The 25814-nt window shown below is 74.2% G+C and carries 23 protein-coding genes; 6 read left to right on the top strand and 17 right to left on the bottom strand.

Features of this window, described 5'->3' with window-relative positions; all coding sequences use genetic code 11:
• Positions 1-68: 68 nt before the first annotated feature.
• The 5 genes from AB0E19_RS31285 to AB0E19_RS31265 all read right to left on the bottom strand — a co-directional run bounded on the left by AB0E19_RS31285 (position 69) and on the right by AB0E19_RS31265 (position 5599).
• Positions 69-2615 carry a sensor histidine kinase KdpD gene (locus tag AB0E19_RS31285; RefSeq protein ID WP_362185860.1) on the bottom strand — a complete coding sequence of 849 codons (2547 nt, stop codon included), beginning with the start codon at positions 2613-2615 and terminating at the stop codon, positions 69-71.
• Between the two features lie 144 nt (positions 2616-2759).
• Positions 2760-3488 (bottom strand): ABC transporter ATP-binding protein, encoded by a 729-nt coding sequence (locus tag AB0E19_RS31280; protein ID WP_360608472.1) that lies wholly within the window; start codon positions 3486-3488, stop codon positions 2760-2762.
• 245 nt (positions 3489-3733) lie between these two features.
• A complete protein-coding gene (locus AB0E19_RS31275; RefSeq protein ID WP_362185856.1) occupies positions 3734-4501 on the bottom strand; it encodes a DUF3710 domain-containing protein in 768 nt (255 codons plus the stop codon).
• A 1-nt stretch (position 4502) separates the two neighbouring features.
• Entirely contained in the window at positions 4503-5015 is a 513-nt protein-coding gene (gene dut, locus AB0E19_RS31270) for a dUTP diphosphatase (RefSeq protein ID WP_043230240.1), read from the bottom strand.
• On the bottom strand, positions 5015-5599 hold the full coding sequence (locus AB0E19_RS31265; protein WP_189955336.1) for a PaaI family thioesterase: 585 nt from the start codon (positions 5597-5599) through the stop codon (positions 5015-5017). The genes dut and AB0E19_RS31265 overlap by 1 nt, the downstream gene beginning before the upstream one ends.
• A gap of 58 nt (positions 5600-5657) precedes the next feature.
• Between AB0E19_RS31265 and AB0E19_RS31260 the strand changes: the two genes are divergently transcribed.
• Complete coding sequence (locus tag AB0E19_RS31260) at positions 5658-6164, top strand: DUF3093 domain-containing protein (protein ID WP_362185851.1); 507 nt, start codon at positions 5658-5660, stop codon at positions 6162-6164.
• Positions 6165-6237: 73 nt separating this feature from the next.
• Here the strand turns inward: AB0E19_RS31260 and AB0E19_RS31255 are convergent, their stop codons facing one another.
• The 4 genes from AB0E19_RS31255 to AB0E19_RS31240 all read right to left on the bottom strand — a co-directional run bounded on the left by AB0E19_RS31255 (position 6238) and on the right by AB0E19_RS31240 (position 9905).
• Positions 6238-7302, bottom strand: a complete 1065-nt coding sequence (locus AB0E19_RS31255; protein ID WP_362185848.1) for a hypothetical protein — start codon at positions 7300-7302, stop codon at positions 6238-6240.
• A gap of 13 nt (positions 7303-7315) precedes the next feature.
• Positions 7316-7612 carry a DUF4193 domain-containing protein gene (locus AB0E19_RS31250; protein WP_003955561.1) on the bottom strand — a complete coding sequence of 99 codons (297 nt, stop codon included), beginning with the start codon at positions 7610-7612 and terminating at the stop codon, positions 7316-7318.
• A gap of 396 nt (positions 7613-8008) precedes the next feature.
• Positions 8009-9247, bottom strand: a complete 1239-nt coding sequence (locus AB0E19_RS31245; protein WP_362185845.1) for an ATP-binding protein — start codon at positions 9245-9247, stop codon at positions 8009-8011.
• A 4-nt stretch (positions 9248-9251) separates the two neighbouring features.
• Positions 9252-9905, bottom strand: coding sequence for a response regulator transcription factor (locus tag AB0E19_RS31240; protein ID WP_360608461.1), 654 nt, complete (start codon positions 9903-9905; stop codon positions 9252-9254).
• A gap of 420 nt (positions 9906-10325) precedes the next feature.
• Between AB0E19_RS31240 and AB0E19_RS31235 the strand changes: the two genes are divergently transcribed.
• Positions 10326-10508, top strand: a complete 183-nt coding sequence (locus tag AB0E19_RS31235; RefSeq protein WP_362185841.1) for a hypothetical protein — start codon at positions 10326-10328, stop codon at positions 10506-10508.
• A gap of 103 nt (positions 10509-10611) precedes the next feature.
• Here AB0E19_RS31235 and AB0E19_RS31230 read toward each other — a convergent pair whose 3' ends face one another.
• A complete protein-coding gene (locus AB0E19_RS31230) occupies positions 10612-11421 on the bottom strand; it encodes an inositol monophosphatase family protein (RefSeq protein ID WP_362185838.1) in 810 nt (269 codons plus the stop codon).
• An 11-nt stretch (positions 11422-11432) separates the two neighbouring features.
• A complete protein-coding gene (locus AB0E19_RS31225; RefSeq protein ID WP_362185835.1) occupies positions 11433-12560 on the bottom strand; it encodes a ferrochelatase in 1128 nt (375 codons plus the stop codon).
• A 216-nt stretch (positions 12561-12776) separates the two neighbouring features.
• Here AB0E19_RS31225 and AB0E19_RS31220 point away from each other — a divergent pair, with 216 nt between their 5' ends.
• Together AB0E19_RS31220 and AB0E19_RS31215 are read left to right on the top strand one after the other, a co-directional pair.
• Positions 12777-14036 carry an MFS transporter gene (locus AB0E19_RS31220; RefSeq protein WP_362185832.1) on the top strand — a complete coding sequence of 420 codons (1260 nt, stop codon included), beginning with the start codon at positions 12777-12779 and terminating at the stop codon, positions 14034-14036.
• A complete protein-coding gene (locus AB0E19_RS31215; RefSeq protein ID WP_362185828.1) occupies positions 13978-15315 on the top strand; it encodes a D-arabinono-1,4-lactone oxidase in 1338 nt (445 codons plus the stop codon). Before AB0E19_RS31220 ends, AB0E19_RS31215 begins: the two co-directional genes overlap by 59 nt.
• Before the next feature lie 7 nt (positions 15316-15322).
• Here the strand turns inward: AB0E19_RS31215 and AB0E19_RS31210 are convergent, their stop codons facing one another.
• Entirely contained in the window at positions 15323-16309 is a 987-nt protein-coding gene (locus tag AB0E19_RS31210; RefSeq protein WP_362185825.1) for a hypothetical protein, read from the bottom strand.
• Positions 16310-16720: 411 nt separating this feature from the next.
• On the opposite strand from AB0E19_RS31210, the gene sepH reads away from it, so the two are divergent.
• Positions 16721-17770, top strand: coding sequence for a septation protein SepH (sepH, locus tag AB0E19_RS31205; RefSeq protein WP_362185822.1), 1050 nt, complete (start codon positions 16721-16723; stop codon positions 17768-17770).
• Between the two features lie 67 nt (positions 17771-17837).
• Here sepH and AB0E19_RS31200 read toward each other — a convergent pair whose 3' ends face one another.
• Positions 17838-18665 carry a sulfurtransferase gene (locus tag AB0E19_RS31200; protein ID WP_362185819.1) on the bottom strand — a complete coding sequence of 276 codons (828 nt, stop codon included), beginning with the start codon at positions 18663-18665 and terminating at the stop codon, positions 17838-17840.
• A gap of 159 nt (positions 18666-18824) precedes the next feature.
• On the opposite strand from AB0E19_RS31200, the gene AB0E19_RS31195 reads away from it, so the two are divergent.
• Positions 18825-19598 carry a VOC family protein gene (locus AB0E19_RS31195; RefSeq protein ID WP_362185816.1) on the top strand — a complete coding sequence of 258 codons (774 nt, stop codon included), beginning with the start codon at positions 18825-18827 and terminating at the stop codon, positions 19596-19598.
• A gap of 45 nt (positions 19599-19643) precedes the next feature.
• Here AB0E19_RS31195 and AB0E19_RS31190 read toward each other — a convergent pair whose 3' ends face one another.
• The 4 genes from AB0E19_RS31190 to AB0E19_RS31175 form a co-directional block, all read right to left on the bottom strand.
• Positions 19644-20993 carry a polysialyltransferase family glycosyltransferase gene (locus tag AB0E19_RS31190; protein WP_362185813.1) on the bottom strand — a complete coding sequence of 450 codons (1350 nt, stop codon included), beginning with the start codon at positions 20991-20993 and terminating at the stop codon, positions 19644-19646.
• Between the two features lie 2 nt (positions 20994-20995).
• Positions 20996-21961 (bottom strand): glycosyltransferase family 2 protein, encoded by a 966-nt coding sequence (locus AB0E19_RS31185; protein ID WP_362185810.1) that lies wholly within the window; start codon positions 21959-21961, stop codon positions 20996-20998.
• Positions 21962-22058: 97 nt separating this feature from the next.
• A complete protein-coding gene (locus AB0E19_RS31180) occupies positions 22059-24812 on the bottom strand; it encodes a YfhO family protein (protein ID WP_362185807.1) in 2754 nt (917 codons plus the stop codon).
• 296 nt (positions 24813-25108) lie between these two features.
• A complete protein-coding gene (locus AB0E19_RS31175) occupies positions 25109-25759 on the bottom strand; it encodes a thymidine kinase (protein WP_360608437.1) in 651 nt (216 codons plus the stop codon).
• Between the last annotated feature and the right edge of the window lie 55 nt (positions 25760-25814).

Raw genomic sequence — 25814 nt, 5'->3', positions numbered from 1 at the left:
TCTCTCTGTGCGGTACGGGGGTGGGTGCGGGCCGCTGGGACCGCCGGTACGGGAACGGGGGCGCGGGGTCAGGTCACCGCGTGGGCCGGCAGGCCGGCCGGGGGCACCGGAGGCCCGCCGGCGGCGGCCCGCAGGGTGAGGACCATGGTGAGGCCGCCGCCCGGGGTGTCCTCGGCGCTGAGGGTGCCGCCCATGGCCTCCACGAAGCCGCGGGCGACGGCGAGCCCGAGGCCGACGCCGGAGCCGCGCGGGGCGTCGCCGAAGCGCTGGAAGGGCTCGAAGATGCCGTCCTTGGACTCGTCGGGGACGCCGGGGCCGCGGTCGACGACCCGGAGTTCGACCCGGTCGCCGAGGGTGCTGGCGGTGACGGCCACGGGGACGCCCTCGGGGCTGTACTTGACGGCGTTCTCGACGATGTTGGCGACGGCCCGTTCCAGCAGGCCCTTGTCGATCTCGACCATCGGCAGGGTCTCGGGGACGTCGGCCTCGGCGCTGCCGTCCGGGACGCCGCCCAGGGCCATGGGGACGACCTCGTCGAGGTCGACGGCGCGGATCAGCGGGGTGACCGTGCCGGTCTGGAGGCGGGACATGTCGAGGAGGTTGCCGACGAGGTGGTCGAGGCGGTCGGCGCCGGCCTCGATGCCCTCCAGGAGCTCGGCCCGGTCCTCCTCGGACCACTCGACGTCGTCGGAGCGCAGCGAGGTGACGGAGGCCTTGATGCCGGCGAGCGGGGTGCGCAGGTCGTGGCTGACGGCGGCGAGCAGCGAGGTGCGGATCTTGTTGCCCTCGGCGAGCTTGCGGGCCTCCTCGGCCTCGCCGACGAGCCGCTGCCGGTCGAGGACGACGGCGGCCTGGGCGGCGAAGGCGCCGAGCACCCGGCGGTCCTCGGCGGGCAGCACCCGGCCGGTGAGGGCGAGGGCGAGGTGGTCGCCGACCGGCATGTCCACGTCGGCGTCCTCGGGGCGGGCGGCCGGGTGGGGTCCGACGGCGGCGGCCCGGTTCCAGGGCTCGGCTCCGTCGGCCCGTTCGAGCAGGGCGACGGACTCCATGGAGAAGGTCTCGCGGACCCGTTCCAGGAGGGCGTCGAGGCTGGTCTCGCCGCGCAGCACGCTGCCCGCCAGATAGGAGAGCACCTCGGACTCGGCGCGCAGCCGGGCGGCCTGGTGGGTGCGGCGGGCCGCGAGGTCGACGACGGAGGCGACGGCCATCGCGACGCCGAAGAAGACCGCGATGGCCACGATGTTCAGCGGGTCGGCGATGGTGATCCGGTGGATCGGCGGGGTGAAGAACCAGTTCAGGAGCAGGGAGCCGACGGCCGCCGAGGCGAGCGCCGGCAGGAAGCCGCCGAGCAGGGCGGAGCCGACGGTCAGCGCCAGGAAGAGCAGCATGTCGTTGGCGAGGCCGAGGTCGGCGTCGGTGTGGGTGAGGAGCAGGGCGAGCGCCACCGGGCCGACCACGCCGACGAGCCAGCCGCCGAGGATCCGGGAGCGGCCGAGGCGGGCGCCGCGGGCGACCGGGAGGCCCCGGCCCTTGGCGACCTCGCCGTGGGTGACGATGTGGACGTCCAGGTCGGGCCCCGACTCGCGGGCGACGGTCTGGCCGACGCCCGGCCCGAGGACGTACTGCCAGGTGCGGCGGCGGCTGGAGCCGAGGACGATCTGGGTGGCGTTGACCCCGCGGGCGAACTCCAGGAGCGCGGTCGGTATGTCGTCGCCGATGACGTGGTGGAAAGTGCCGCCGAGGTCCTCGACGAGGGTGCGCTGGACGGCCAGCTCCTTCGGCGAGGCGGCGGTGAGGCCGTCGCTGCGCGCTATGTAGACGGCGAGGACCTCGCCGCCCGCGCCCTTCTCGGCGAGCCGGGTGGCGCGCCGTATCAGGGTGCGGCCCTCGGGGCCGCCGGTGAGGCCGACGACGATCCGTTCGCGGGCCTGCCAGGTGGAGCGGATGTTGTGCTCGCCCCGGTACCGCCGGAGGTACTCGTCGACCCGGTCGGCCGTCCAGAGGAGGGCGAGCTCGCGCAGGGCGGTGAGGTTGCCGGGGCGGAAGTAGTTGGAGAGGGCGGCGTCGACCTTGTCGGGGGTGTAGACGTTGCCGTGCGCCATGCGGCGGCGGAGCGCCTCGGGCGACATGTCGACCAGTTCGATCTGGTCGGCGCGGCGGACGATCTCGTCGGGGACGGTCTCCTGCTGCCGGACGCCGGTGATCGACTCGACGACGTCCCCGAGCGACTCCAGGTGCTGGATGTTCACGGTCGAGACGACGTCGATGCCGGCGGCGAGCAGTTCGGCGACGTCCTGCCAGCGCTTGGAGTTCCGTGAGCCGGGAACGTTGGTGTGGGCGAGCTCGTCGACGAGGGCGACGGCGGGGCGGCGGGCGAGGACGGCGTCGACGTCCATCTCGGTGAAGACGGCGCCGCGGTATTCGAGCTCGCGGCGGGGCAGCTGCTCCAGGCCGTGCAGCAGCACCTCGGTGCGCGGCCGGCCGTGGTGCTCGACGAAGCCGACGACGCAGTCGGTACCGCGCTCGACCCTGCGGTGGGCCTCGGCGAGCATGGCGTAGGTCTTGCCGACGCCGGGTGCCGCGCCGAGGTAGATCCGAAGCTTGCCACGTCCCATGGACCGACCATACGTCCGGCTGATCGGACATCCCGCACGCGGAGGAACACCCCGATGCGGTATTGACGTGATCCTGATGCCCGCCGGCGCGAGGGGCGGCGCGGCCGGCGGACCCCGGCCCGGCCCGCCGCGCCGCCGGCGGGCTCAGGCCTCGGCTATCTCCCCGTCGCGGAGTTCGAGCACCCGGTCGGCGAGGCCGAGCAGCTGGTGGTCGTGGGTGGCGACGAGGGCGGTGCAGCCCTCGCTGCGGACCACGGCCCGCAGCAGCTCCATCACGGCGAGGCCGGTCTCGGCGTCGAGCTGGCCGGTCGGCTCGTCGGCGATGAGGAGGGCCGGCTTGTTGGCGAGGGCGCGGGCGATGGCGACCCGCTGCTGCTGGCCGCCGGAGAGCTCTCCGGGCCGCTGGTCGGCGTGGTCGGCGAGGCCGACGAGGGCGAGCAGCAGGGAGACCCGCTTCTCCCGCTCGGCGGGGTCCGCCTTCCGCAGCCGCAGCGGGACGCCGACGTTCTCGGCGGCGGAGAGGATCGGCAGCAGGCCGAAGGACTGGAAGATGAAGCCGATCCGGTCCCGGCGCAGCTCCAGGAGGCCGTCCTCGCCGAGGGTGGAGAGGTCGGTGCCGTCGATGACGATCCGGCCGCCGTCGGCGCTGTCGAGCCCGCCGACCAGATTGAGCAGGGTGGTCTTGCCGGAGCCGGAGCGGCCCTTGAGGGCGACCAGCTCACCGCGCGGGATCTCGAAGGAGACGCCCTTGAGGGCGTGGACGGCCGCCTCGCCCTCGCCGAACGTACGGCGCAGCCCCTCGACCCGGATCATCGGCCCCCCGGCCGGGTCCTCGACGACGGCCGTCGCGGACCGCGTGCTGTTCTCGCTCATCTGCGTCCCCCTCCTCGAACATCTGCGCTCCAGTATGGTCGGCCGCCCGTACCGGGACCAGAGCCGGGAACCCCGACCCGACCCCGAAGTCCGGACGCCGCGTCCCGTACTGCGGACGCGGGAGGACCCGTAGGGGAACGGCCGCGGCAGGCACCGGAAACGCCGGTGGGCCGTCGCCCGTACGTCGTGCGTACGGGCGACGGCCCACCGGACCGGTTGTTCGCGCCGGTCCCGAGGGGGACGCGTCAGCGGATCTCGGAGATCTCCGGGCCGCGCTGCAGCTGGCCCATGCCGCCGGAGAAGCGCGACCCGGCCTGCTCCTCCTGCTGGACGCCGTCCGGCACCATCTGCGCGTCGTTCGGCAGCTTGAGGACGATCGGGTCGCGCGGGGCCATCGGGCCGTCACCACGGGCGACGACGGTGTCCCGGACGATCTGCTCCAGGAGGCCGGCCGCCTCGGGCTGCACCGCGCCCTGGCCGGAGATGACACCGCGCAGGAACCAGCGCGGGCCGTCGACGCCGACGAAGCGCACGATCTGCACGCCGCGGTTGCCGTCGGGCAGCTGGACGGGGACCTGCGCGCGCAGCTCCCAGCCGAGCGGGCCCTCGACCTCGTCGATCGCACCGCCCTGCTGGACGATGCCGGTGGCGATCTCCTCGCGGACCTCGCCCCAGATGCCTTCCTTCTTGGGCGCGGCGAACGCCTGGAGCTGCACGGCGCTGTCGCGCAGCACGATGGTCGCGGCGACGATCGCGTCGCCCGCCACCTCCACGCGGAGTTCCATGCCCTCGACACCGGGGACGTAGAGCCCGCCGAGGTCGACGCGGCCCTCCTCGGGCTTGGCGACCTCGGAGATGTCCCAGGGACCGTCGGGCCGGGGCGCCGGCGGAAGGTTCACCTTGCGCGGCTGGTCGGCCGCGTCCGCGGCGTCCTCGCCGTCCACGGCGTCGACGACCTGCTCGGCCTCGCCCGCCGTGTCGGCGGCACCGCTCTTCTTGCGACGTCCGAACACGTCACTGTCCTTCCCGGTCGGATACGACCGAAGCGTATCGATTCCCACCCGTCGTGCCGTCCACGGCGGCATGACCGCCGGTGGACCCGAAGCCCCCCTCGGCCCGCGCCGAGCCGGGAAGCTCCGCCACCTCGTGGAAGCGCACCTTCTCGACCTGCTGGACGACCAGTTGGGCAATCCGGTCGAAGCGCTCGAACCGCACACTCTCGCGCGGGTCGAGATTGACCACGATCACCTTGATCTCTCCACGGTACCCGGCATCGACCGTCCCTGGGGCATTCACGAGCGCGACTCCGCAGCGCGCGGCCAGTCCCGACCGCGGGTGGACGAAGGCGGCGTAGCCGTCCGGGAGGGCGATGGAGACCCCGGTGGGCAGCACGGCGCGCTCCCCGGGGGCGAGGACGGCGGCCTCGGTGGTGACGAGGTCGGCGCCGGCGTCGCCGGGGTGGCCGTAGGCCGGGATCGGCACGTCCGGGTCCACCCGGCGGATCAGCACGTCGACGGGAGGGCGCATCAGGGGTTCACCTCGAAGGCGCGGGCGCGCCGGAGCTGGTCGGGATCGGCCATGGCGGCCTGGATCTCCTCCGGCCGGCCGTTGTCGATGAAGTGGTCGACCTTGACCTCGACGAACATGGCGTCGGCGCGGACGGCGACGGGCCCGTCGGGGCCGCCGATCCGGCCGGTGGCGGTCGAGTAGATCTTGCGGCCGTGGACCGCGGTGACCTCGGCCTGGAGGTGGAGGACGGTGCCGACCGGGACGGGCCGGCGGAAGTCGGTCTCCAGGCGGCCGGTCACGGCGATGACGCGGAGCAGCCAGTTCAGGGAGCCGAGGGTCTCGTCGAGCGCGGTGGCGAGCACGCCGCCGTGGGCGAGGCCGGGGGCGCCCTGGTGGTCGGCGGTCACGGTGAACTCCGCGGTGACGGTCACACCCTCTCCCGCGCGCGCGTCCAGGTGGAGCCCGTGGGGCTGTCCGTCGCCGCACCCGAAGCAGTGGCCGTAGTGCGAGCCGAGCGCCTCGCCGGGGGCGGGCGCGTCGGGGTGGCGGGTCGGCGCCACGGCGTCGGCCGGCGGGGTGAGGGCGGCAGATGTTGCAGTCACAGGCCCAGACCTTACCCGCGCGGTCGGAGGCGGGTCGCGCCGTGCCAAGCTTGGACGCATGCAGCCTTCCGCACCGTCTCCCGCCCCGTCCCCCGAGTCCTCCGCGTCCCCGGCGGCGCCGCGCTTCGACGAGCGGCTGACCGTGCCCGGTTCGTGGTGGGTGATCGTCGTGCTGCTCGGGCTCTCCGGCGGTCTCGTCACCTTCCCGCTGGGGACGGTGCCGATGCTGGGCGGGGTGATCGTGGCGGGCGTGGCGGCCGGTGTGGCGGCGTCCTCGTACGGCTCGGCCCGGATCCGTGTGGTGGCCGGTTCGCTGGTGGCGGGCGAGGCCCGGGTGCCGGTGTCGGCGCTGGGGGCGGTCGAGGTGCTCGACGAGGAGGAGGCGCGCGCCTGGCGCTCGCACAAGGCCGATCCGCGCGCCTTCATGCTGATGCGGAGCTATGTGCCGCGGGCGGTGCGGATCGAGGTCACGGACCCGGCGGACCCGACGCCGTACCTGTACCTGTCGAGCCGTGACCCGGAGGGCCTGGCGGCCGCCGTGGAGGCGGTACGCGGCGAGGCGTGAGCCCGGGAGACCGGCCCTGGGCCCGGGAAGGGACGGCGGGCCGCCCGGTGGCGGCCCTGGACGGCCCGGAGCGCTAGAAGCCCAGTTCCTTGGGGTTGTCCGGCTGTTCCAGCGGGGGCAGCTCCACCAGCTTCTCCCAGGGCACCTGGCGGGCCCTGAGGTCCTTGCGGATGTGCCCGGCGAGCTTCCTGGTGTCGCGCCGGTTCATGACCGCGCCGACGGCGGCGCCCACCATGAACGGGGTGAGGTTCGGCAGGTTGCGGACCATGCGCTTCATGATCTGCTGGCGCAGTTCGCGCTTGAGCTGCCCGCCGAGGGCCGCGTTGATCGTCGTGGGCTTGGTGGGGTCGATGCCCCGCTCCTCGGCCCAGGAGGTCAGATAGGCGGCCGAGCGCTGGGGCAGGGTGCCGGGCGGCCGGAGTCCGTAGACCTCGTGCAGCTCGGCGATGAGCTTGAGCTCGATGGCGGCGACGCCGGTGATCTCCGCGGCCAGCTCGGCCGGCATGGCCGGCGGCACGGGGAGCATGGCGGCGGCACCGATGCCGGCACCGACGGTCGAGCTCGCGTTGGCCGCGCCGAAGACCAGTTTGTCGGCCAGCTCCTCGGGGCCGAGCCCGGGGAACTGCTTGCGCAGGGTCGCGAGGTCGCGGACGGGGACGCGCGGGGCCAGGTCGATCAGCCGGTCGGCCAGATAGCCGATGCCCGCCTTGGCTCCGTCGCCGCTCCGCTTCACGCCCTGTCGGACGCCCTCCACGCTGCGGCGGACGGCGTCGATGCGCGAGGCGTCGATCCTGATGCGGTCGAGCTGGGTGCGCGCCGGATCGGCCAGCCGCCTGACGGCGCCGAGCTTCCCGCGCCTGCGGTCGTCACGGTCTCCCGTCGCCTCGGGGTCCGCGGACCCTTCGGGGTCCCGCTCCGCGGGGAGCGAGGCCCGGTCCGGTCCGGGGGCGGCGGCAGCTTCGAGCGAGGCCGTGGGGCCTCGCTCGTCGTCCGCCACGCCGAGGGAGGGCAGAGGGGCGGCCCGCTCGGCGTCGGGAGCCTCCTGGGCGCCCTCCGTCGGGCCTGTGCCGCCCTCGTACGCCCGGGGCTTCACGGGAAGCCTCAGACGCCGCTTCCGGGACGGTGTGTCGCCTGCCACGGCCGCGCCCTGCTCAGTCGCAGTCGCGGCAGATCGGCTGGCCGTTCTTCTCGCGCGCGAGCTGGCTGCGGTGGTGCACCAGGAAGCAGCTCATGCAGGTGAACTCGTCGGCCTGCTTGGGCAGGACGCGGACGGCCAGTTCCTCGTTCGAGAGATCGGCGCCCGGGAGCTCCAGGCCCTCGGCGGCCTCGAACTCGTCGACGTCGACGGTCGAGGTCGACTTGTCGTTCCGGCGGGCCTTGAGCTCCTCAAGGCTGTCCGAGTCGACGTCGTCGTCGGTCTTGCGTGGGGTGTCGTAATCCGTTGCCATGTCGCTCTCCCCCTCTGGGTGGTTGCGGGTGTCTCAGCGCACGTAACGCGTGAGAGGTCGGACTTGTGCCCGACCTGAGGCGCAGATTTTGCCTCACATCAAGGTCTGTTACTCAATCGACACCCGTCCCGGGCTCTTCACGAGTGATCGGTACGAGTGGCGAAGCGGACCGTACACGGTCCTCGCCGCGCCCGCGTGGAGCGCCACCCCGTGTACTTTCCGCCGCCCGACGCCCGGGAAACCCGGACTTTTCCGGGTTTTCCCCCGGAATTCACGGTCACGGAGCGCGGTCGATCGGGCACTCGTGCTTGTGATCGATCACACATGACCGTCTCGGGACGGGACTCGCCGAATTCCGCTCAAAGCGAACACATCGGGCTTCGTCCCTGCAGTGTGTCAGATCGGCAGAGTGACACGCATCACCAGCCCGCCGCCCTCCCGGGGCTCCGCGCTGATCCGTCCGCCGTGCGCCCGGGCCACCGAGCGCGCGATCGAGAGTCCGAGGCCGACGCCCTTGTCGCTGCCGGTCCGCTCCTGGCGGAGTCTGCGGAACGGCTCGAAGAGGTTGTCGATCTCGTACGCGGGGACCACCGGGCCCGTGTTGGACACCACGAGCACCGCCTGGCCGTGCTGGGCCTCGGTGGTGACCTCCACCCAGCCGTCCTCGGGAACGTTGTACCGCACGGCGTTCTGCAGCAGGTTCAGGGCGATCCGTTCGAGCAGGACCCCGTTGCCCTGGACGACCACGGGGGCCCGCTCGCCGCGGATCTCCACGCCCTTCGCCTCGGCCTCGGCGTGCACCTGGTCGACGGTCCGCTCGGCGACCTCGGCGAGGTCGACGGGCTTGCGCTCCACGATCTGGTTGTCGCTCCGGGCGAGCAGCAGCAGGCCCTCGACCAGCTGCTCGCTGCGCTCGTTGGTGGCCAGCAGGGTCTTGCCGAGCTGCTGGAGCTCGACCGGCGCCCCGGGGTCGGAGAGGTGGACCTCCAGGAGCGTGCGGTTGATCGCCAGCGGGGTCCTCAGCTCGTGCGAGGCGTTGGCGACGAAGCGCTGCTGGGCGGTGAAGGCCCGCTCCAGGCGCTCCAGCATCTCGTCGAAGGTGTCCGCGAGCTCCTTCAGCTCGTCGTCCGGCCCGTCCAGCTCGATCCGCCGGGCCAGGTCGGAGCCGGCCACCTGGCGGGCGGTACGGGTGATCCTGCCGAGCGGCGAGAGCACCCGCCCGGCCATGGCGTAGCCGAAGGCGAAGGCGATGATGCTCAGCCCCAGCAGGGCGAAGAGCGAGCGGCGCAGGAGATCGTCCAGGGCCAGGTCGGTCTGGTGCCGCAGGCAGATCGAAACGGCTTCGTTGAACTGCTCGCCCGTGCCCTTGTCGGGCAGCACGCACCACGAGGTGGTGGGCAGGACCTCGCCCTTGACGATCCTGAACGGCAGCTGGGCCGCGCTGTCGCTGAGGGTCTGGGCCGTGAACAGGTAGATGATCGACAGCAGCAGGATCCCGGCGATCAGGAACATGCCGCCGTACAGCAGCGTCAGCCGTATCCGGATGGTCGGCCGGAGCAGCGGTCGCACCGGGTCCCTGGGGTCCCAGGTGGGCTTCGGTGGCGCCTGCGGGTGCGGCGCCGGGGTCGCGGCCATCGGGTCAGATCCGGTAGCCGGAGCCGGGCACGGTGACGATGACGGGCGGCTCGCCCAGCTTGCGGCGCAGGGTCATCACGGTGACGCGGACGACGTTGGTGAAGGGGTCGGTGTTCTCGTCCCAGGCCTTCTCCAGGAGCTGCTCCGCCGAGACGACGGCGCCCTCGGAGCGCATCAGCACCTCCAGGACGGCGAACTCCTTGGGGGCCAGCTGGACCTCCCGGCCGTCCCGGAAGACCTCGCGGCGGTTGGGGTCGAGCTTGATGCCGGCGCGCTCCAGGACGGGCGGCAGCGGCACGGAGGTGCGGCGGCCGAGGGCCCGCACGCGCGCGGTGAGCTCGGTGAAGGCGAAGGGCTTGGGGAGGTAGTCGTCGGCGCCCAGCTCCAGGCCCTCGACCCGGTCGCTGACGTCGCCGGCGGCGGTGAGCATCAGGATGCGGGTGGGCATCCCCAGCTCGACGATCTTGCGGCAGACGTCGTCGCCGTGGACCAGGGGCAGGTCGCGGTCGAGGACGACGACGTCGTAGTCGTTGACCCCGACGCGCTCCAGGGCGGCGGCGCCGTCGTACACGACGTCGACGGCCATGGCCTCCCGGCGCAGTCCGGTGGCCACCGCATCGGCGAGCAGCTGCTCGTCCTCGACGACGAGTACGCGCACGTCGTTCTTCCTTCCCTCGGCGCACCCCGGTCCGGGCGGACCGGGGGCGATTCTCGAACACTGACTGTGCGTGTCCATCCTGCCCCGGACGCGCGTAAACCGGCTGTAAGGCGGGGGTGCGGGGGTCACGGAGGGGTGTGGATGAAGGGACGGCGAACGGGAGGGGACGCGACGGGGACGCGGCGCGGACGGGACGGGTGCGTGGCGGGGACTCGCCACGGCGCACGGAGAATTCACCATGAATCACGGGCCAGTTGAGGTTTCCCGGCGGACGGCGCCGGGGAGGAGGAGTGCACACCCCGCGATCACGCCCTGTCTGTGGCACGCCCACGGCTCTTCCGTCCCCCGGGGAGCGTCGCAGAGCGTGATCCATCCATCCTCGGCACACCCCCGTGCCGCCGGACCCACGAGGAGGGGCGCATGGACGCGTTCACCGCAGGACTGCTGCACCGCATCAGGACCACGCAGTCGGACCTCACGCGGGCCCGCGAGACCGGCGACGAGTACCTCGCGGAGGTCGAGCAGGCCGAGCTGGACGACCTGCACCGACTGGCCGCGGAGCACGGCGTGGAGGTCACGACGGTCTACGCACAGAGCGCCTGAGCGTCGGCGCTCCCCCCCGGGAGCGCCGACGGCGATGCCCCGGAGCCTTCCCGGCTCCGGGGCATCGCCGTGTCGGGGCGCGGGACGGGCCCGAGGGCCCGTCTCAGTCGTGCCAGGCGCCCAGCCGGTCGAGCAGCTCCTGGAGGGGCCCGAAGAGCCCCTCGGGGGCCGCCACGGCCAGTTCGCCGGACTCGGGCTCCCCCGGGCGTCCACCGGTGCGCGCGCCCGCCTCGCGGGCGATCAGGGCCCCCGCCGCGTGGTCCCAGGGGTTGAGCCCGCGCTCGTAGTACGCGTCGAGCCGGCCGGCCGCCACGTCGCAGAGGTCGATGGCGGCCGAGCCGCCGCGCCGGATGTCCCTGACCAGCGGCAGGACCTCCCGGAGGACCTCCGCCTGGTGGGCGCGGCGCGCCTGCACGTAGCCGAAGCCGGTGCCGAGCAGGGCCTGGTCGAAGGGGGGCGCGGTGCGGACCGCCAGCCGGCGCTCGCCCAGGTACGCGCCGCCGCCGCGGACGGCCCGGAAGGTCTCGCCGCGCAGCGGGGCCTCGACGACGCCGACGACGGTCTCGCCCTCGTACTCGGCGGCGATGGAGACGGCCCAGGACGGCAGGCCGTAGAGGTAGTTCACGGTGCCGTCGAGGGGATCGATGACCCAGCGGACGCCGCTGGTGCCGGGGGTGGCGGAGCCCTCCTCGCCGAGGAGGCCGTCCTGGGGGCGGTGCTCGGTGAGGAAGCCGGTGATCAGCTTCTCGGCGGCGATGTCCATCTCGGTGACGACGTCGATGGCGCTGGTCTTGGTCGCGGCGACGGTCAGGTCGTCGGGCCGGCCGTCGCGCAGCAGGGCGCCGGCCCGCCGGGCGGCCTCCAGGGCCAGCGCGAGCAGTTCGTCGAGCGGGGGCGGGGGTGCGGGGGTCACGGCGTGGCTCCTCAGGCGTAGGGGCTGTCGGCGCCGGCGGCCGCGGCGCGCTCGGCGCGGGCCGGGCAGCAGCCGATCGGGCAGAGGTCGTGGGAGGGGCCGAGGGCGCCGAGGGCGCACCGCTCCGCGCGCGTGCCGCGCTCGGCGGCGGCCCGCTCCAGGACCAGTTCGCGGACGGCGGCGGCGAAGCGGGGGTCGGCGCCGACGGTGGCCGAGCGGCGGACCGGGAGCCCCAGCTCGGCGGCCTTGGCGGTGGCCTCGGTGTCGAGGTCGTACAGGACCTCCATGTGGTCGGAGACGAAGCCGATGGGCACCATGACGACGGCGGGGGCGCCGCTGGCGTGCAGCTCCTCCAGGTGGTCGCAGATGTCCGGCTCCAGCCACGGGATGTGCGGGGCACCGCTGCGGGACTGGTAGACGAGCTGCCAGGGGTGGTCGGCGCCGGTCCGCTCGCGCACCGCGTCGACGATGACCCGGGCCACGTCGAGGTGCTGCTTCACGTAGGCGCCGCCGGGGCCGTGGTCGGCGACGGGGCCCGAGGTGTCGGCGGCGGAGTCCGGGATGGAGTGGGTGGTGAAGGCGAGGTGGGCACCGGCCCGGACGGCCTCGTCGAGCTCGGCGAGGGAGGCGAGCACGCCCTCCACCATGGGCTCCACGAAGCCGGGGTGGTTGAAGTAGTGGCGGAGCTTGTCGACGCGGGGCAGCGGCAGGCCCTCGGCCTCCAGGGTGGCGAGCGCGTCGGCGAGGTTCTCGCGGTACTGGCGGCAGCCGGAGTAGGAGGCGTACGCGCTGGTGGTGAGGACGGCGATGTGGCGGCGCCCGTCGTGGACCATCTCGCGGAGGGTGTCGGTGAGGTACGGGGCCCAGTTGCGGTTGCCCCAGTAGACCGGCAGGCGCAGGCCGGCCCCGTCGAAGTCGGCCCGCAGCGCGTCGAGCAGCGCGCGGTTCTGGCCGTTGATCGGGCTGACGCCGCCGAAGAGGAAGTAGTGCTGCCCCACCTCCTTGAGCCGCTCCTTGGGGATGCCGCGGCCGCGCGTCACGTTCTCCAGGAACGGGACGACGTCGTCCGGGCCCTCGGGGCCGCCGAAGGAGAGCAGCAGCAGGGCGTCGTACGGGGCGGGATCGTGCTGATCGGACATGGCACCGATCCTCCCACCCGCCGGCGACGGCCCGTGGCGCGGCCCGTCCGGGTTTCGGCGGCCCGTCCGGAATTCGAGGGCCCGTCCGGAATTCGGGGGCCCGTCCGGAATTCGGGGGTGACCCGATCGCTTCGAACCCTTAGGCTTTAGACCTCAATTACACGTGTTGACCATGACGCGCGGCCGGCACGCCGCGTCGCAGAGCCGGAGAGCCCCTTGCCCAGTCCCTACCGCGCGATCTTCTCCGCTCCCGGTACCGCCTCGTTCTCCGTCGCCGGGTTCCTCGGCCGGATGCCGCTGTCCATGATGGGCATCGGCATCGTCACGATGATCTCCCAGGTCACCGGCCGGTACGGGCTCGCCGGCGCCCTGTCGGCGACGCTCGCGATGTCCGCCGCCGTGCTCGGCCCCCAGGTCTCCCGGCTCGTCGACCGGTACGGCCAGCGCCGGGTGCTCCGCCCGGTCACGCTGGTCTCCATGGCCGCCGCGGCCGGCCTGCTGCTCTGCGTGCAGCAGGGGGCGCCGGACTGGACCCTCTTCGCCTTCACGGCCGTGATCGGCGTCGTGCCCAGCGTGGGCGCGATGACCCGGGCCCGCTGGGCGGGCATCTACCGGGGCGACGCGCGCAAGTTGCACACCGCGTACTCGTGGGAGTCGATCGTCGACGAGGTGTGCTTCATCTTCGGCCCGATCATCTCCATCGGCCTGTCGACCACCTGGTTCCCCGAGGCCGGCCCGCTCCTCGCCGGCGTCTTCCTGGCGATCGGCGTCTTCTGGCTGACCTCCCAGCGGGCCACCGAGCCGGAGCCGCACCCGCAGTCCGCCGTCAAGGCCCCCTCGGCGCTCCGCTCCCCCGGCCTGCAGGTCCTCGCCCTGGCCTTCGTGGCGACCGGCGCGATCTTCGGCGCGGTGGACGTGGTGACCGTGGCCTTCGCCGAGGAGCGGGGCCAGAAGGCCGCGGCCAGTCTGGTCCTGGCCGTCTACGCGCTGGGCTCCTGCCTGGCCGGCGCGGTCTTCGGGCTGCTGCACCTCAAGGGCGAGCCGTCCCGCCGGTGGCTGCTGGGCGTCTGCGCGATGGCCGTGAGTATGATCCCCCTCCTACTGGCCGGGAACCTGCCGTTGCTGGCCGTGGCGCTCTTTGTCGCGGGCCTCTCCATCGCGCCGACGATGGTGACCACGATGGCCCTCGTCGAGAAGCACGTACCGCACACCCAGCTGACCGAGGGCATGACCTGGACGGGCACCGGCCTCGCGATCGGCGTGGCCCTCGGCTCGTCCGCGGCCGGCTGGGTGGTCGATGCCTCGGGGGCGGAGGCGGCGTACGTGGTGCCCGTCGTCGCGGGCGCGCTCGCGGTCGTGGTGGCGCTTCTCGGCCACCGCCGGCTGCGTACGCCGGCGCCGGACCGGGAGGGGCGAGATGAGCACGAGGACAGCGGGACCGGGCAGCGCCAGGACGGCGGGCAGCCCGTGGCGTAACTGGGCGGGGAACGTCACCTCCCGTCCGGTGCGGGAGGTGAGCCCGGCCTCGGCCGAGGAGCTGGCCGCCGAGCTCCGTCGGGCGGCCCGGGACGGGCTGCGGGTGAAGACCGTCGGCACCGGCCACTCCTTCACCCCGATCGCGGCCACCGACGGGGTGCTGATCCGCCCCGACCTGCTCACCGGGATCCGGCGGATCGACCGCTCGGCGATGACGGTGACGGTGGAGTCCGGCACCCCGCTGAAGCGGCTCAACGTGGCACTGGCCCGGGAGGGCCTGTCGCTCACGAACATGGGCGACATCATGGAGCAGACGGTCGCCGGGGCCACCTCGACCGGCACCCACGGCACCGGCCGGGACTCCGCCTCGATCGCCGCCCAGATCCGCGCCCTGGAACTGGTGACGGCCGACGGGACCCTGATGACCTGTTCGGCCGACGAGAACCCCGAGGTGTTCGCGGCGGCCCGGATCGGCCTCGGCGCGCTCGGCGTGGTCACCGCGATCACCTTCGCCGTGGAGCCGCTCTTCCTGCTGACCGCGCGGGAGGAGCCGATGCGCTTCGACCGGGTGATCGCCGAGTTCGACCAGCTGCACGCGGAGAACGAGCACTTCGAGTTCTACTGGTTCCCCCACACGGACAACTGCAACACCAAGCGCAACAACCGCAGCGCCGGCCCCGCCGCGCCGCTGCCGCGCATCGGCGGCTGGTTCGAGGACGAGTTCCTCTCCAACGGCGTCTTCCGGGCGGCCTGCGCGCTCGGCCGGGCGGTGCCGCCGGTCGTCCCCTCGATCGCCCGGGTCTCCAGCCGCGCCCTGTCCGCCCGTACGTACACCGACATCCCGTACAAGGTCTTCACGACCCCGCGCCGGGTCCGCTTCCTGGAGATGGAGTACGCGCTGCCGCGGGAGGCCGCGACGACGGCGCTGCGCGAGCTGAAGGCGATGGTGGAGCGTTCGCCGCTGAAGGTGAGCTTCCCGGTGGAGGTGCGCACCGCCCCCGCCGACGACATCGCGCTCTCCACGGCCTCCGGCCGGGAGACGGCCTACATCGCCGTGCACGTGTACAAGGGAACGCCCCACCGCGGGTACTTCACCGCGGTGGAGCGCATCATGACCGCGCACGGCGGCCGGCCGCACTGGGGCAAGGTCCACACCCGGGACGCGGCCCGGCTGGCGGCGGCCTACCCGCGCTTCGCCGAGTTCACGGCGCTGCGCGACCGGCTCGACCCGGAGCGCCGCTTCGCCAACGACCATCTGCGGCGGATCCTGGGCGACTGACGGGGGCTCACCCGGCCGTGTCCCCGGAGGGGGCCGCGGGGGCGTCCCCGGAGGCCGGGCCGGCGCCGGGGTCCTCGGTGGGCGCGGTGGGCGCGGTGGGCGCGGTCGGGGTCGCGGGCTCCGTCGGCCCGGTCGTCGGCTCGCCGGGCTCCTCGGTCGGGGTCGTACCGCCGTCGGCGGAGCCGTCCGGGTCCGGGGTCGGGGCCGTCGTGGCCCCGTCGCCCGGCGTCCCGGTCCCGGGGTCGGGGGTGGCGCCGGTGGACGGGGTGGCCGCGTCCGGCTCGGCGTCGGGGCTCGCGGAGCCGGTCGGCGCGGGCGTCTCCGGCTGCTGCCCCTGCCGCTCCTGTACGGGCTGTTCGGGGGCGTCCTGTCGGCCGCCGCCGTCGCCGCGGACCACGGAGCCGAAGGTGGTGGTGCCCTGGGTGCCGCTGAAGTCCTCGCCGGAGACCAGCTCGTAGGCGGTGATGCCGCCCATGGTGACGCCGAAGACGAGCGCGGCGGCCAGCACGGGGCGTTTCCAGCCACGCAGCCGGGTTCCGTGGGTGGTGGCCGAGCCGAACTCCTCGTCGTACGGGAAGGGGGCCACGGCCTCGGGGAGGGTGCCCGGCACCAGGGTGTGGCGGTCGTCACGGACCTCCGCCGGGGCGGGGAGCGGGACCTGACGCGCCCTCGGCTTGGCGGCGGTCGTCGCGTCGCGCACCTGCTCGCCGGTCCGTTTGAAGAGCTGCTGGAAGAGCGGCCCGCCGCAGGTGGCGATGACGCTGATCACACCGGCGCCGAGGATCGTCCCGTAGACCCCGAGGGTGGAGGCGAGTTTGGCGGCGATCACAGCGGCGAGCGCGCTGCCGGCGACCTGGGGCACGCTCAGGTCGATCTTCCGCTGTGCCTTCTCCCCCGGCTCCGGGGGGTCGTTCCCGGGGGCCGGAGCCCGTATCTCCGGGTCGTCCGTGTCGGTCGGCTGCCTGTGACGCATCTCCACCCTCTGTTCGCCCATCTGTTCCACGGTGCACCCAGAAGGGACAGATAGGCGAAGCGAATAGTTCCGGTTCAGGGGGTTCTGTGAAGAGTGCCACGCGGGAGGAATGGAGACGGAGGCTCAACTCCCGCCCACCCCGAGAAGTTGGGCGGCGCGCCGGTCCACCCGAGTGGCCCGAATGGAGTACATTGGCGAACCCTGGGTCCGGACGCCCTCCAGGGCGCCCGGGAACGGAACCGCTACACAGTGTGACCCTCGGTCACTCCGGGTAGTGAACAGGTAACCGTGCCATAACGGCGGCTCCGGGTCCACGCCCGACACGCCGGGCAACTCGGCAAGGTAGTGGCAGGCTGCACCCGGGCAGGCCACACTCGACTAGCGGAAGCAGCGACGCACGTGACGTCGGCAGGCACCACCCGGGAGGTCCCCATGCCCGAACTGCGTGTCGTGGCCGTCTCCAACGACGGCACACGACTGGTGCTCAAGGCTGCCGACAGCACGGAGTACACACTTCCGATCGACGAGCGGCTGCGGGCCGCCGTGCGCAACGACCGCGCGCGCCTCGGGCAGATCGAGATCGAGGTCGAGAGCCACCTCCGCCCCCGGGACATCCAGGCGCGGATACGAGCCGGTGCCTCCGCCGAGGAGGTCGCCCAGCTGGCCGGCATCCCCGTGGACCGCGTCCGCCGCTTCGAGGGCCCCGTCCTCGCCGAGCGCGCCTTCATGGCCGAGCGCGCCCGGAAGACCCCGGTCCGCCGCCCCGGCGAGAACACCGGCCCCCAGCTCGGCGAGGCGGTGCAGGAGCGGCTGCTGCTGCGCGGCGCCGACAAGGACACCGTGCAGTGGGACTCCTGGCGGCGCGACGACGGCACCTGGGAGGTGCTGCTCGTCTACCGCGTCGCGGGCGAGGTGCACACCGCCAGCTGGACCTACGACCCGCCGCGCCGGCTCGTCCAGGCCGTGGACGACGAGGCGCGGGCGCTGATCGGCGAGACCGACGACACCCTCGCCGCCACGCCGGAGCCGAGCTTCCCCTTCGTACCGCGCATCGCCCGGCTGCCCCGGGACCGGCCGCTCGACCGGACCCTGGACCGGCCGCTCGACCGCGCCCTCGACCGGCAGCTCGACCGGGCCCCGCTGACCGCCTCGGCCGAACCCGAGGAGGAGCGGGACTCGCTCACCAGCCTCCTGGAGGCGGTGCCCAGCTTCCGCGGCGACCTGGTCGTGCCGGAGCAGCCCGACAGCGAGCCGTCCGACGAGGTCGAGGCGGAGGAGCCGCCCGCTCCCGCCGCCTCCGCCGGGGCGGGCGCGGCCTACGCCGACGTCCTCATGCCCCGCTCCGTCTCCGGCCACCGCGACCGGCTGCACGGCGCCACCGACCGGCAGGCGGAGGCCGACGGCGTCCGCCCGGGCCGCCGCGCGGCGGTCCCCAGCTGGGACGAGATCGTCTTCGGGACGCGCCGGAAGACCAAGGAGTAGTCCCGGTACGCCGCCGGCAGGGGCCCGCACCGAACCCTCGGCGCGGGCCCCTGCCGTACGCCTGGCGCTACCGCGGGTCCGGGCCGGTGGCCACCGGGCGTGAGGGGTCCGAGGACCACTCCGACCAGGAGCCGGCGTAGAGGGCCGCCGGGATGCCGGCCAGCTCCAGGGCCAGCACCTCGTGGGCGCCCGAGACGCCCGAACCGCAGTAGACGCCCACCTCCCCCGCCGCCGTCGCGCCGAGGCCCGCGAACCGCTCCCGCAGCTTGTCGGCGGCGAGGAAGAGGCCGTCCCCCGCCACGTTCTCCGTGGTCGGTGCCGAGTGGGCGCCCGGGATGTGGCCCCCGACCCGGTCGATCGGCTCGACGTCGCCGCGGTACCGCTCGGCGGCCCGGGCGTCCAGGAGCAGCCCGGAGCGGGCCAGCGCCGCCGCCTCGTCCGCGTCGAGCAGCCGCAGCCCGCCCGGCTTCGGCGTGAAGTCGCCCGGTTCCGGCTCCGGCACCGCGGTCGACAGCTCCCCCGGCCAGGCCGCCAGGCCTCCGTCGAGCACCCGCACGTCCTGGTGGCCGGTCCAGCGCAGCAGCCACCAGGCGCGGGCGGCGCCCCAGCCGAGCCCGCCGTCGTAGACCACCACCGGGCGGTCGGCGCGGACCCCCGCCCGGCGCATCACCGCCCCGAAGGCCTCCGGGTCGGGCAGCGGGTGCCGGCCGCCCTCCCCGGGCGGTCCCGCCAGTTCGGCGTCGAGGTCCACATAGACCGCGCCGGGCAGGTGCCCGGCCTCGTACGCGGGGCGCCCGGGCGGGCCCCCGAGGGTCCAGCGCACGTCCAGGAGCACAGGCGGCCGGGCTCCCGCCGACTCGCTCGCGAGTTCGCTTGCGGAGATGATGGGCTTCATGGGGCCATCCTCGCGCAGCCATGCCCGCGTCGGGGACGGACCCGGCGTCCTCCCGGAGGATCGCGCCAGACGGGGTGCGACCGGGGCGCGCCGTGCGCGACCCGGCGAGGTCACCGGTGGCGGAGCACGGCCACGACCAGGTCCGAGGAGAGGGTGACGATGACCGAGGCCGCTCGACGCAGCCCGGGAACACCCTGCTGGGTGAGTCTGATGGTGCACGGGATCGAGGGCACACAGGACTTCTACCGGGAACTCTTCGGCTGGGAGTTCGTCCCCGGTCCGCGGCAGCTCGGTCCGTACGTGCGGGCGCTCCTCGGCGGGCGCGAGGTGGCCGGCATCGGACAGCTGCCCCCCGACCGCCACCTGAACACCGCCTGGACGACCTACCTGGCCACCGACGACGCCGGAGAGACCGCCGAATCCATCCGCTGCTGCGGCGGGACCGTGGCGGTGGGCCCGCTGGACGCGGGCGAGGCGGGCCGCCTCGTCATCTGCGCCGACCCCACGGGCGCCGTCTTCGGCGTCTGGGAGGCGGAGGCCCACCACGGCACCGCGCTCGCCGGCCCGCCCGGGACGCCGGTATGGAACGAACTGCTCACCTACGAGACGGCCACGGTCGGCAAGTTCTACCGGTCGGTCTTCGGGTACGAGGTCGAGCCCGTCGTCTCGGCCGACTTCGACTACGCCACCCTGCACGTCGACGGGCGCCCGGTCGCCTCGCTGCACGGGGTGGGCGAGGAGCTGGCCCGGGACCGGGGCCCGCACTGGATGACGTACTTCGAGGTCGACGACACGGACGCGGCGGCCCGGCTGGTGGTGGAGCTGGGCGGCCAGATGCTGCGGCCGCCCCGGGACGGCACGGCCGGGCGGCTCGCCCTGGTGGCGGACCCGGAGGGCGCGGTGTTCACCCTCGTGAGGTCGCGCTCCCGTTGACGGCACGCGCCCCGGGGCCCGTACCGGCACCCGTGTCCTCCCTCCTCAGCGGCGGCCGCGGGCCAGGCTCCGGCGGAGCAGCGAGGGACCGGCCGGGGCGGGCTCGCCGCCCGGGAGACCCAGCTGGGTGAGGCGGACGGAGCCGAAGTGGTGGGCGACCTCCGGATCGTCGTGGTGCGCCGCCAGGTACAGCTCGGTCTCGGCCCGCAGGCCGGGGTGGGCCTTGTGCCGCATGCAGTAGCCCACCGCGCGGACGAGCGGGGCGAGCGACGCGGGCGCCGGCCCCGGCACGGCGGGCGCCGCGTCGCCCTCCAGGTCGGGGACGAGGTGGTCGACCACGGTGAGCGGGATCCGGTTGCTGTTCTCGAAGGGGGTCAGCCGTTCGAGGAGTTCCTCGGTGCCGACCCGGGCGGCGGGGACGCCGTAGTAGACGGCCGCGGTGAGCATCGCCGTGGAGAAGCACCCGACGACGAGCCGCAGCTCGCAGCGCTCGTAGAAGGTCTCGGCGAGCAGCGGCACGTCGAGGACGGTGAGCCGGACGTCGGCCTCCTCGGCGGCCTCGCGCAGCACGGTCGAGTATCCGGCGGGCGCGGTGGGGTGCGGCTTGAAGACGATGCTGCGGTGGCCGAGGGCGGCGGCGCCGCGGATCATCCGGACGTGCAGTGCCTCCTCCTCCTCGACGGTGAGGAGGCCGAGGGCGGCGAGGTACTGGCCGAGGAGGAGCGCGGTGGGCCTGGCGGCGACGGCCTCGGCGACCGCCGGGTCGTCGCCCGCGTCGGCGGCGATCTCGGCGAGCACCGCGCGGAAGGCGGCGTCGGGGACCAGCGCGGAGGGGGTGCCGTACTCGGTGAGGAGCATCGGGGTGAGGCCGGGCACCAGGTCGAGGTGGAGCAGCCGGCGGATGCGGCAGGCCAGGGACTGGGCGACGTCCGTGCGGGTGGGGCCGTAGCTCATCAGCCCGTCGGCGTACACCTCGACGGAGCTCTCCGGGAAGCAGGCGCCGAGCGCCTTGGCCGGGTTGACCTGGATGGACTCCACGATCAGCTCGACGCGGGCGGTGCCGAGGTCCCAGGCGGTGCGCAGCACCCGCTGCCAGAGCGGGGCCTCCTCGGGGCGGGGGGCCCAGGCGGCCGGGTGGTACGGGTGGATCGTCTCGTTCCAGTCGAGGACGCCGTCGAAGCGGGCGGCGATCCGCGCGTAGCCGGTCATGGACTCCAGGCGGAGCGCGGTCTCCGGGATCTCGGCGTTGTGCGAGAGCAGCAGGAGGCGGCGGGCGGCGCCGGGGGCGCCGTAGAGTCCGGCGTCGACGGCGGCGGCGACGGTCGCGGCGCCGTAGAGGGTGGAGACCTGGAAGATCTGGACCGTGCCGGCCCCGGTGGCGGTGTCGGTGGTCATGGTCAGACGGTCCTTCCGGTCTCGCGCAGGCTCCGCAGAAGGGTGGCGCGGGGGGTGTCCATGGTGGCGAGGGTCTCTTCGAGGACGTCCTGCGGCATGCGGTGCAGGGCGTCGGCGACGTCGGAGCGCAGCCGCTGGGCGACCTCGGGTTCGTACTTCCCGGCCTTGTTCACGTGGAAGGCGATCATGGCGCAGTAGGTGCGGACGGCCTTGGGCAGGAAGCGGTCGGCGTCGCGGTCCCGGGAGACCTCCTCCAGGAGCAGGTCGTAGGAGGGGATGAAGTCGAGCTGGCGGTTGTCGCTGATCTGGGTGAGCGAGGTGGTGACGCCGCGGCGGTAGAAGACGCCGTGCAGGGAGAGGGCGGCGTAGGTGCGGGCCTTGAGGTGGAGGCGCCAGACCCAGAGCCGGTCCTCGGCGGTGCGCAGCTTGGTCTCGAAGCGGGACTCGCCGTTCTCGAAGAGGGTGCGGCCGTAGATGCCGAAGGGGACGAAGGGGTAGTCCACCATCGTGATCATGCTGGCCGGGGCGATGCCGTCGCGGGGGTCCATGACCGCGTCGCGGAGCTTGGCGGGGGCGTACTTGATGTTCCGCTTGCGGCCCTCCGCGAGGACGTGGTCGGTGCGGGCGAAGTCGCAGCCGAGCCGCTCTATGCCGTCGACGGCGGCCCGGAGGTGGCCGGGGGCGTACCAGTCGTCGCCGTCGAGGAAGGTGATGTAGTCGCCGGTGGCGGCGTCGATGCCGGTGTTGCGGGCCTGGGCGACGCCGAGGTTGGTCTCGTGGCGGATCACCCGGGTGTTCGGGACGCGGTCCCGCCAGCGGTCCAGGACGTCCGGGGTCTCGTCGGTGGAGCAGTCGTCGATCAGCAGGAACTCGAAGTCCGGGTCCGCGTTGTGGGCGAGGCTGCGCACGGTGTCGGGGGCGTACGGCCCGACGTTGTGGAAGGGGACGACGACGGAGAGTTTGGGCACGCGGAGAATCCCCACACTGGATCGGAGACGGACACGGAGGGCTCGGGGGCGTACGGAGGAGTGCCGTACGCGGTGGACTCGGGGTGTCGTCCGGCTGTCAGGCGCCGGTACGGCGGGCAGCGTAATCGGCGTCCTCAGCACCCGAACGAGCCTCGTGTGGACGGCCGGTGAACTCTTGTCGTCCCTCGTGCGAACCGCCCTCCGGCCGCCGGGCGCGGCGCCGGGCGAGCAGCGCGGTGCCGGCGAGCGCGAGCAGCGCGGCGACTCCGGCGGCGGCGCCGAGCCGGACGCCCGGGGGCCGGAAGGAACAGCTCACCCGGGTGGCGCGGCCGTCCAGGGGGACGGCGAGCAGGCCCCGGTGGGAGCGGGCGGAGATGGGCTCGGCGTCCCCGGCGGCGCACCGCCAGCCGGTGGCGCGGGGGACGGCGACGACGGCGAGGCCGGTGCTTCCGGGCGGCAGCTCGGCGGTGAGGGTGTGGCCGGTGGTGGTGACCCGGGTGGCGCCGGTGGCGGTGAGCCGGGTGACGGCGGCGGCGAGCCGGGCGCGGTCGAGGCAGCCGACGGACTGTCGCGGGAGGGTCGGCTTCCGTTCGGGGACGAGCAGGATGCGGACCTCGCCGCCGGCCGGAACGGTGCCGAGGGCGCGCATCGGGGCGCGGACGGCGGGCGGGCGGCCGTCGTAGGCGGCGGGGGCGGCGCCGTCGAGGGCGGCGGTGCCGTGGTACTCGGGTGCCCAGAACCAGACCTCGGCGCCGGCCGGGCAGCGGGCGGTGAGCGTGGTGCCGGTGCGGCGCACGGCGGGCAGGGCGTAGACGGAGGAGCCGAGGAGCAGTTCCTGGTTCCGGAAGGCGGAGTCGGCCGGGTCGACGGCGGCCGGGCGGCCCGGGTGGACGGTGACGAGCGGCGGTACGGGGGTGGTCGTGGCGGTCGCGGTGCCGCGGGGCGCCGCGTCCTGGCGCACCGGCTCGGTGGCCTCGGAGCGGATCCGGGTGCCGATGGAGAAGATCGCGTCGGTCACGGGGTTGTCGAGGGTCTCGGGGTGCCGGCCCTTGGCGTAGTGGCCGAAGCCGAGGGAGTCGAGGGTGCGGGAGGTGTTCTCGGTGGTGAGGCTGGAGTAGGCGTCGGCGCCCTCGCCGCCGAGGAGGAGGGGTTCGTTGCCGCCGGGCAGCGGGCCGGGGTCGGTGCGGTGCGCGGGCCAGGCGTCGGCGCGGGCCACCTCGGCGCCCACCGCCCGCTGCCAGTCGCCGATCCGGGGCGACCAGGCCACGTCGGCGCGCTGCTGCTGCTCGACGCGCGCCCCGCTGACGGCCGCCTCGCCCGCCTGGGCGGCGAGCAGGAGGGCGGCCGCGCCGGCGGCGAGGGCGGGTGTCCGGACGCGGCCGCGCAGGAGCAGGAGGAGCGCGGCGACGCCGGCGAGCAGGAGGGCGGCGCCGGCGACGGGGTAGGTCCAGGCGTCGATGTCGGTGCCGGCGCGGGCGGCGAGGGCGAGCGCCCCGAGGAGGGCGGCGGCGCCGAGCAGGGCGGCCGGGCGGGGCACGCCGGGGGCACCGGAGAGCCAGGCCGCGACGAGGAGCAGGCCGCACAGGACGAAGGTCTGGCGGTACGGATTGCCGTTCGGCGAGGCGCCGGCGTGCCAGAGGAGGTGGGTGGGGCCCCACTGGAGGGAGAGCGTGACCAGCACGACCGCCGCCGTCCAGCCGTACCGCACGCGCGGGGCGACGGCCCGGTTGAAGGGCAGGGTGAGGGCGAGGAGGAGCGCGGGCGTGCCGATGAAGAGCGCCGGCGTCTCCACGTTGGCGGTGGCGGGCAGGAAGCGCCCGAACAGCTCGCTCCAGGAGGCGGGCACGAAGACGGTCTCGGGCGTCGGGTCGGCGTACTTGGTGCCGCTGAAGACGACGAGGACGAGCGGCGCGGCGAGCCCGACGCCGAGGCCGACGGTCCACACGGCCCGCAGAAGGGCGGCGAGTCGCGGCCGGACGCGGGCGGTGGTGGTGGCGGTCGTGCCGGAGGTGCCAGTGGTGCCGGCGGCGCCAGAGGTCCCGACAGTCCCGGCGGCCCCGACAGTCCCGGCGGCCCCGGCGGCCCCGGCGGCCCCGGCGGCCCCGGCGGCCCCGGCGGCCTCGGCGGTGAGGAGCCGGACGGCGAGGAAGAGCGCGGCGCCGAGGGTGGCCATGTAGGCGGTGTAGAAGTTGGCGATCCAGGCGACGGCGACGACCAGCGGGCCGAGGACCGGCCGCCGCCGCGCCCGGGCCCACTCCGCCACCAGGCAGAGCAGCGGGAAGGCGATGAGCCCGTCCAGCCACATCGGCACGGACGCGCCGTGGTTGAAGGTCCAGCCGGAGAGCGCGTACGCGGCCCCGAGGAGGGCGGCGAGCGGCCAGGGGCCGTCGGACGGCCCGGCGGGGCGGAGCCGGATCAGCAGCGCGGCCATCGCCGCCCCCGCCGCGGTGATCTTGAGCGCGGTGACGACGTACAGCGCGAGCTCGGGCCGGTCGGCCGGGAAGAGGACGACGAGCAGGGAGAAGGGGCTGCTCAGATAGGTGCCGATGTCGCCGAGGAAGCCGGCGCCGAAGCCGGAGTTCCAGTTGAGGAAGGCGTCGCCGTGGGTGTCGCCGAGCAGGAAGGCGCGCCAGTAGGCGTGGTACGGGAGGTACTGCTGGCCCAGGTCGACGACGTTCCGGGTGTACGGCCCGAGGGGGTGGCTGCGGGCGAGCGCGGTGGCCAGGACGAAGACCAGGGCGGTGAGCAGTCCGGCGCCGGCGGGGGCGAGCAGCAGCGGGTTCCGGGCCGCGCGGAGTCCCCGTACTCCGTCCCGGGCAGGGGTGGGCGCGGGCGGGGCGGCGGGTGGCACGGGTCCTCCAGAGAGCGCACGGCTCGTCGATCACCCGCGGCGAACGCACGGCGGGACGAACCCATTACTCCCGGTTGGAGCGTCTCGGAGTGGATCACCGGGCGATGTCCGGGCAGCGCCCGGGTGAACACCCGGTGTCATCGGCCGGAGGCGTACCGGCGTCGGATGCGTACCGGCGTCGGAGGCGTACCGCGTCGGACGGAGCCCGGGCGAGGGGCGCTCGGCCGGGTGACCGGGTGACCGGGTGACGGGTCCGACGGACGCCGCAGGCCTCCGGTCACCGCCCGACCGGTTCCTCAGGCCGGGGTCACCGGCAGTACGTCCGGGGACAGCGCCGCCGCGCGGGCGCTCGCGCTCGTCATCCGCCGGCGGTGGTGGCGCCGGCACAGCACCTCGTACCCGACGACCTCCGCGGCGGTGTTCACATCGCCGACGACGACCTGCTCGCCCTCGACGACCATGTGGCCGTCGACGGTCCGGGCGTTGTGGGTGGCGCGGGCGCCGCACCAGCACAGCGCCTCCACCTGGAGCTGCTCGATCCGGTCGGCGAGCTCGATCAGCCGCTGCGAGCCGGGGAAGAGCTTGGTCCGGAAGTCGGTGGTGATGCCGAAGGCGTACACGTCGAGCCCGAGGTCGTCGACGATCCTCGCGAGCTGGTCGATCTGGACCGGCGCGAGGAACTGCGCCTCGTCGACGATCACGTAGTCGGCCTTGCCGCCCTGGGAGAGCTGGTCGACGAGGTACGCGTACAGGTCCATGCCGTCCGGCGCCTCGACGGCCTCGGTCACCAGGCCGAGCCGCGAGGACAGCTTCCCGGCGCCCGCCCGGTCGTCACGGGTGAAGATCACGCCCTGGAGTCCGCGCGCGTCGCGGTTGTGCGCGATCTGGAGCGCCAGCGTGCTCTTTCCGCAGTCCATCGTTCCGGAGAAGAACACCAGCTCGGGCATGACGGGTCGCAGACCTTTCGGGTCGGAGGGGAGGGACGGGAACCGGAGGAACGGG

Origin of the sequence: Streptomyces sp. NPDC047974, from assembly GCF_040653375.1 — a bacterium.
Lineage (GTDB): Bacteria > Actinomycetota > Actinomycetes > Streptomycetales > Streptomycetaceae > Streptomyces.
The sequence above is the reverse complement of the archived record's forward strand: the minus strand, read 5'-3'. Positions and strand labels throughout refer to the sequence as shown.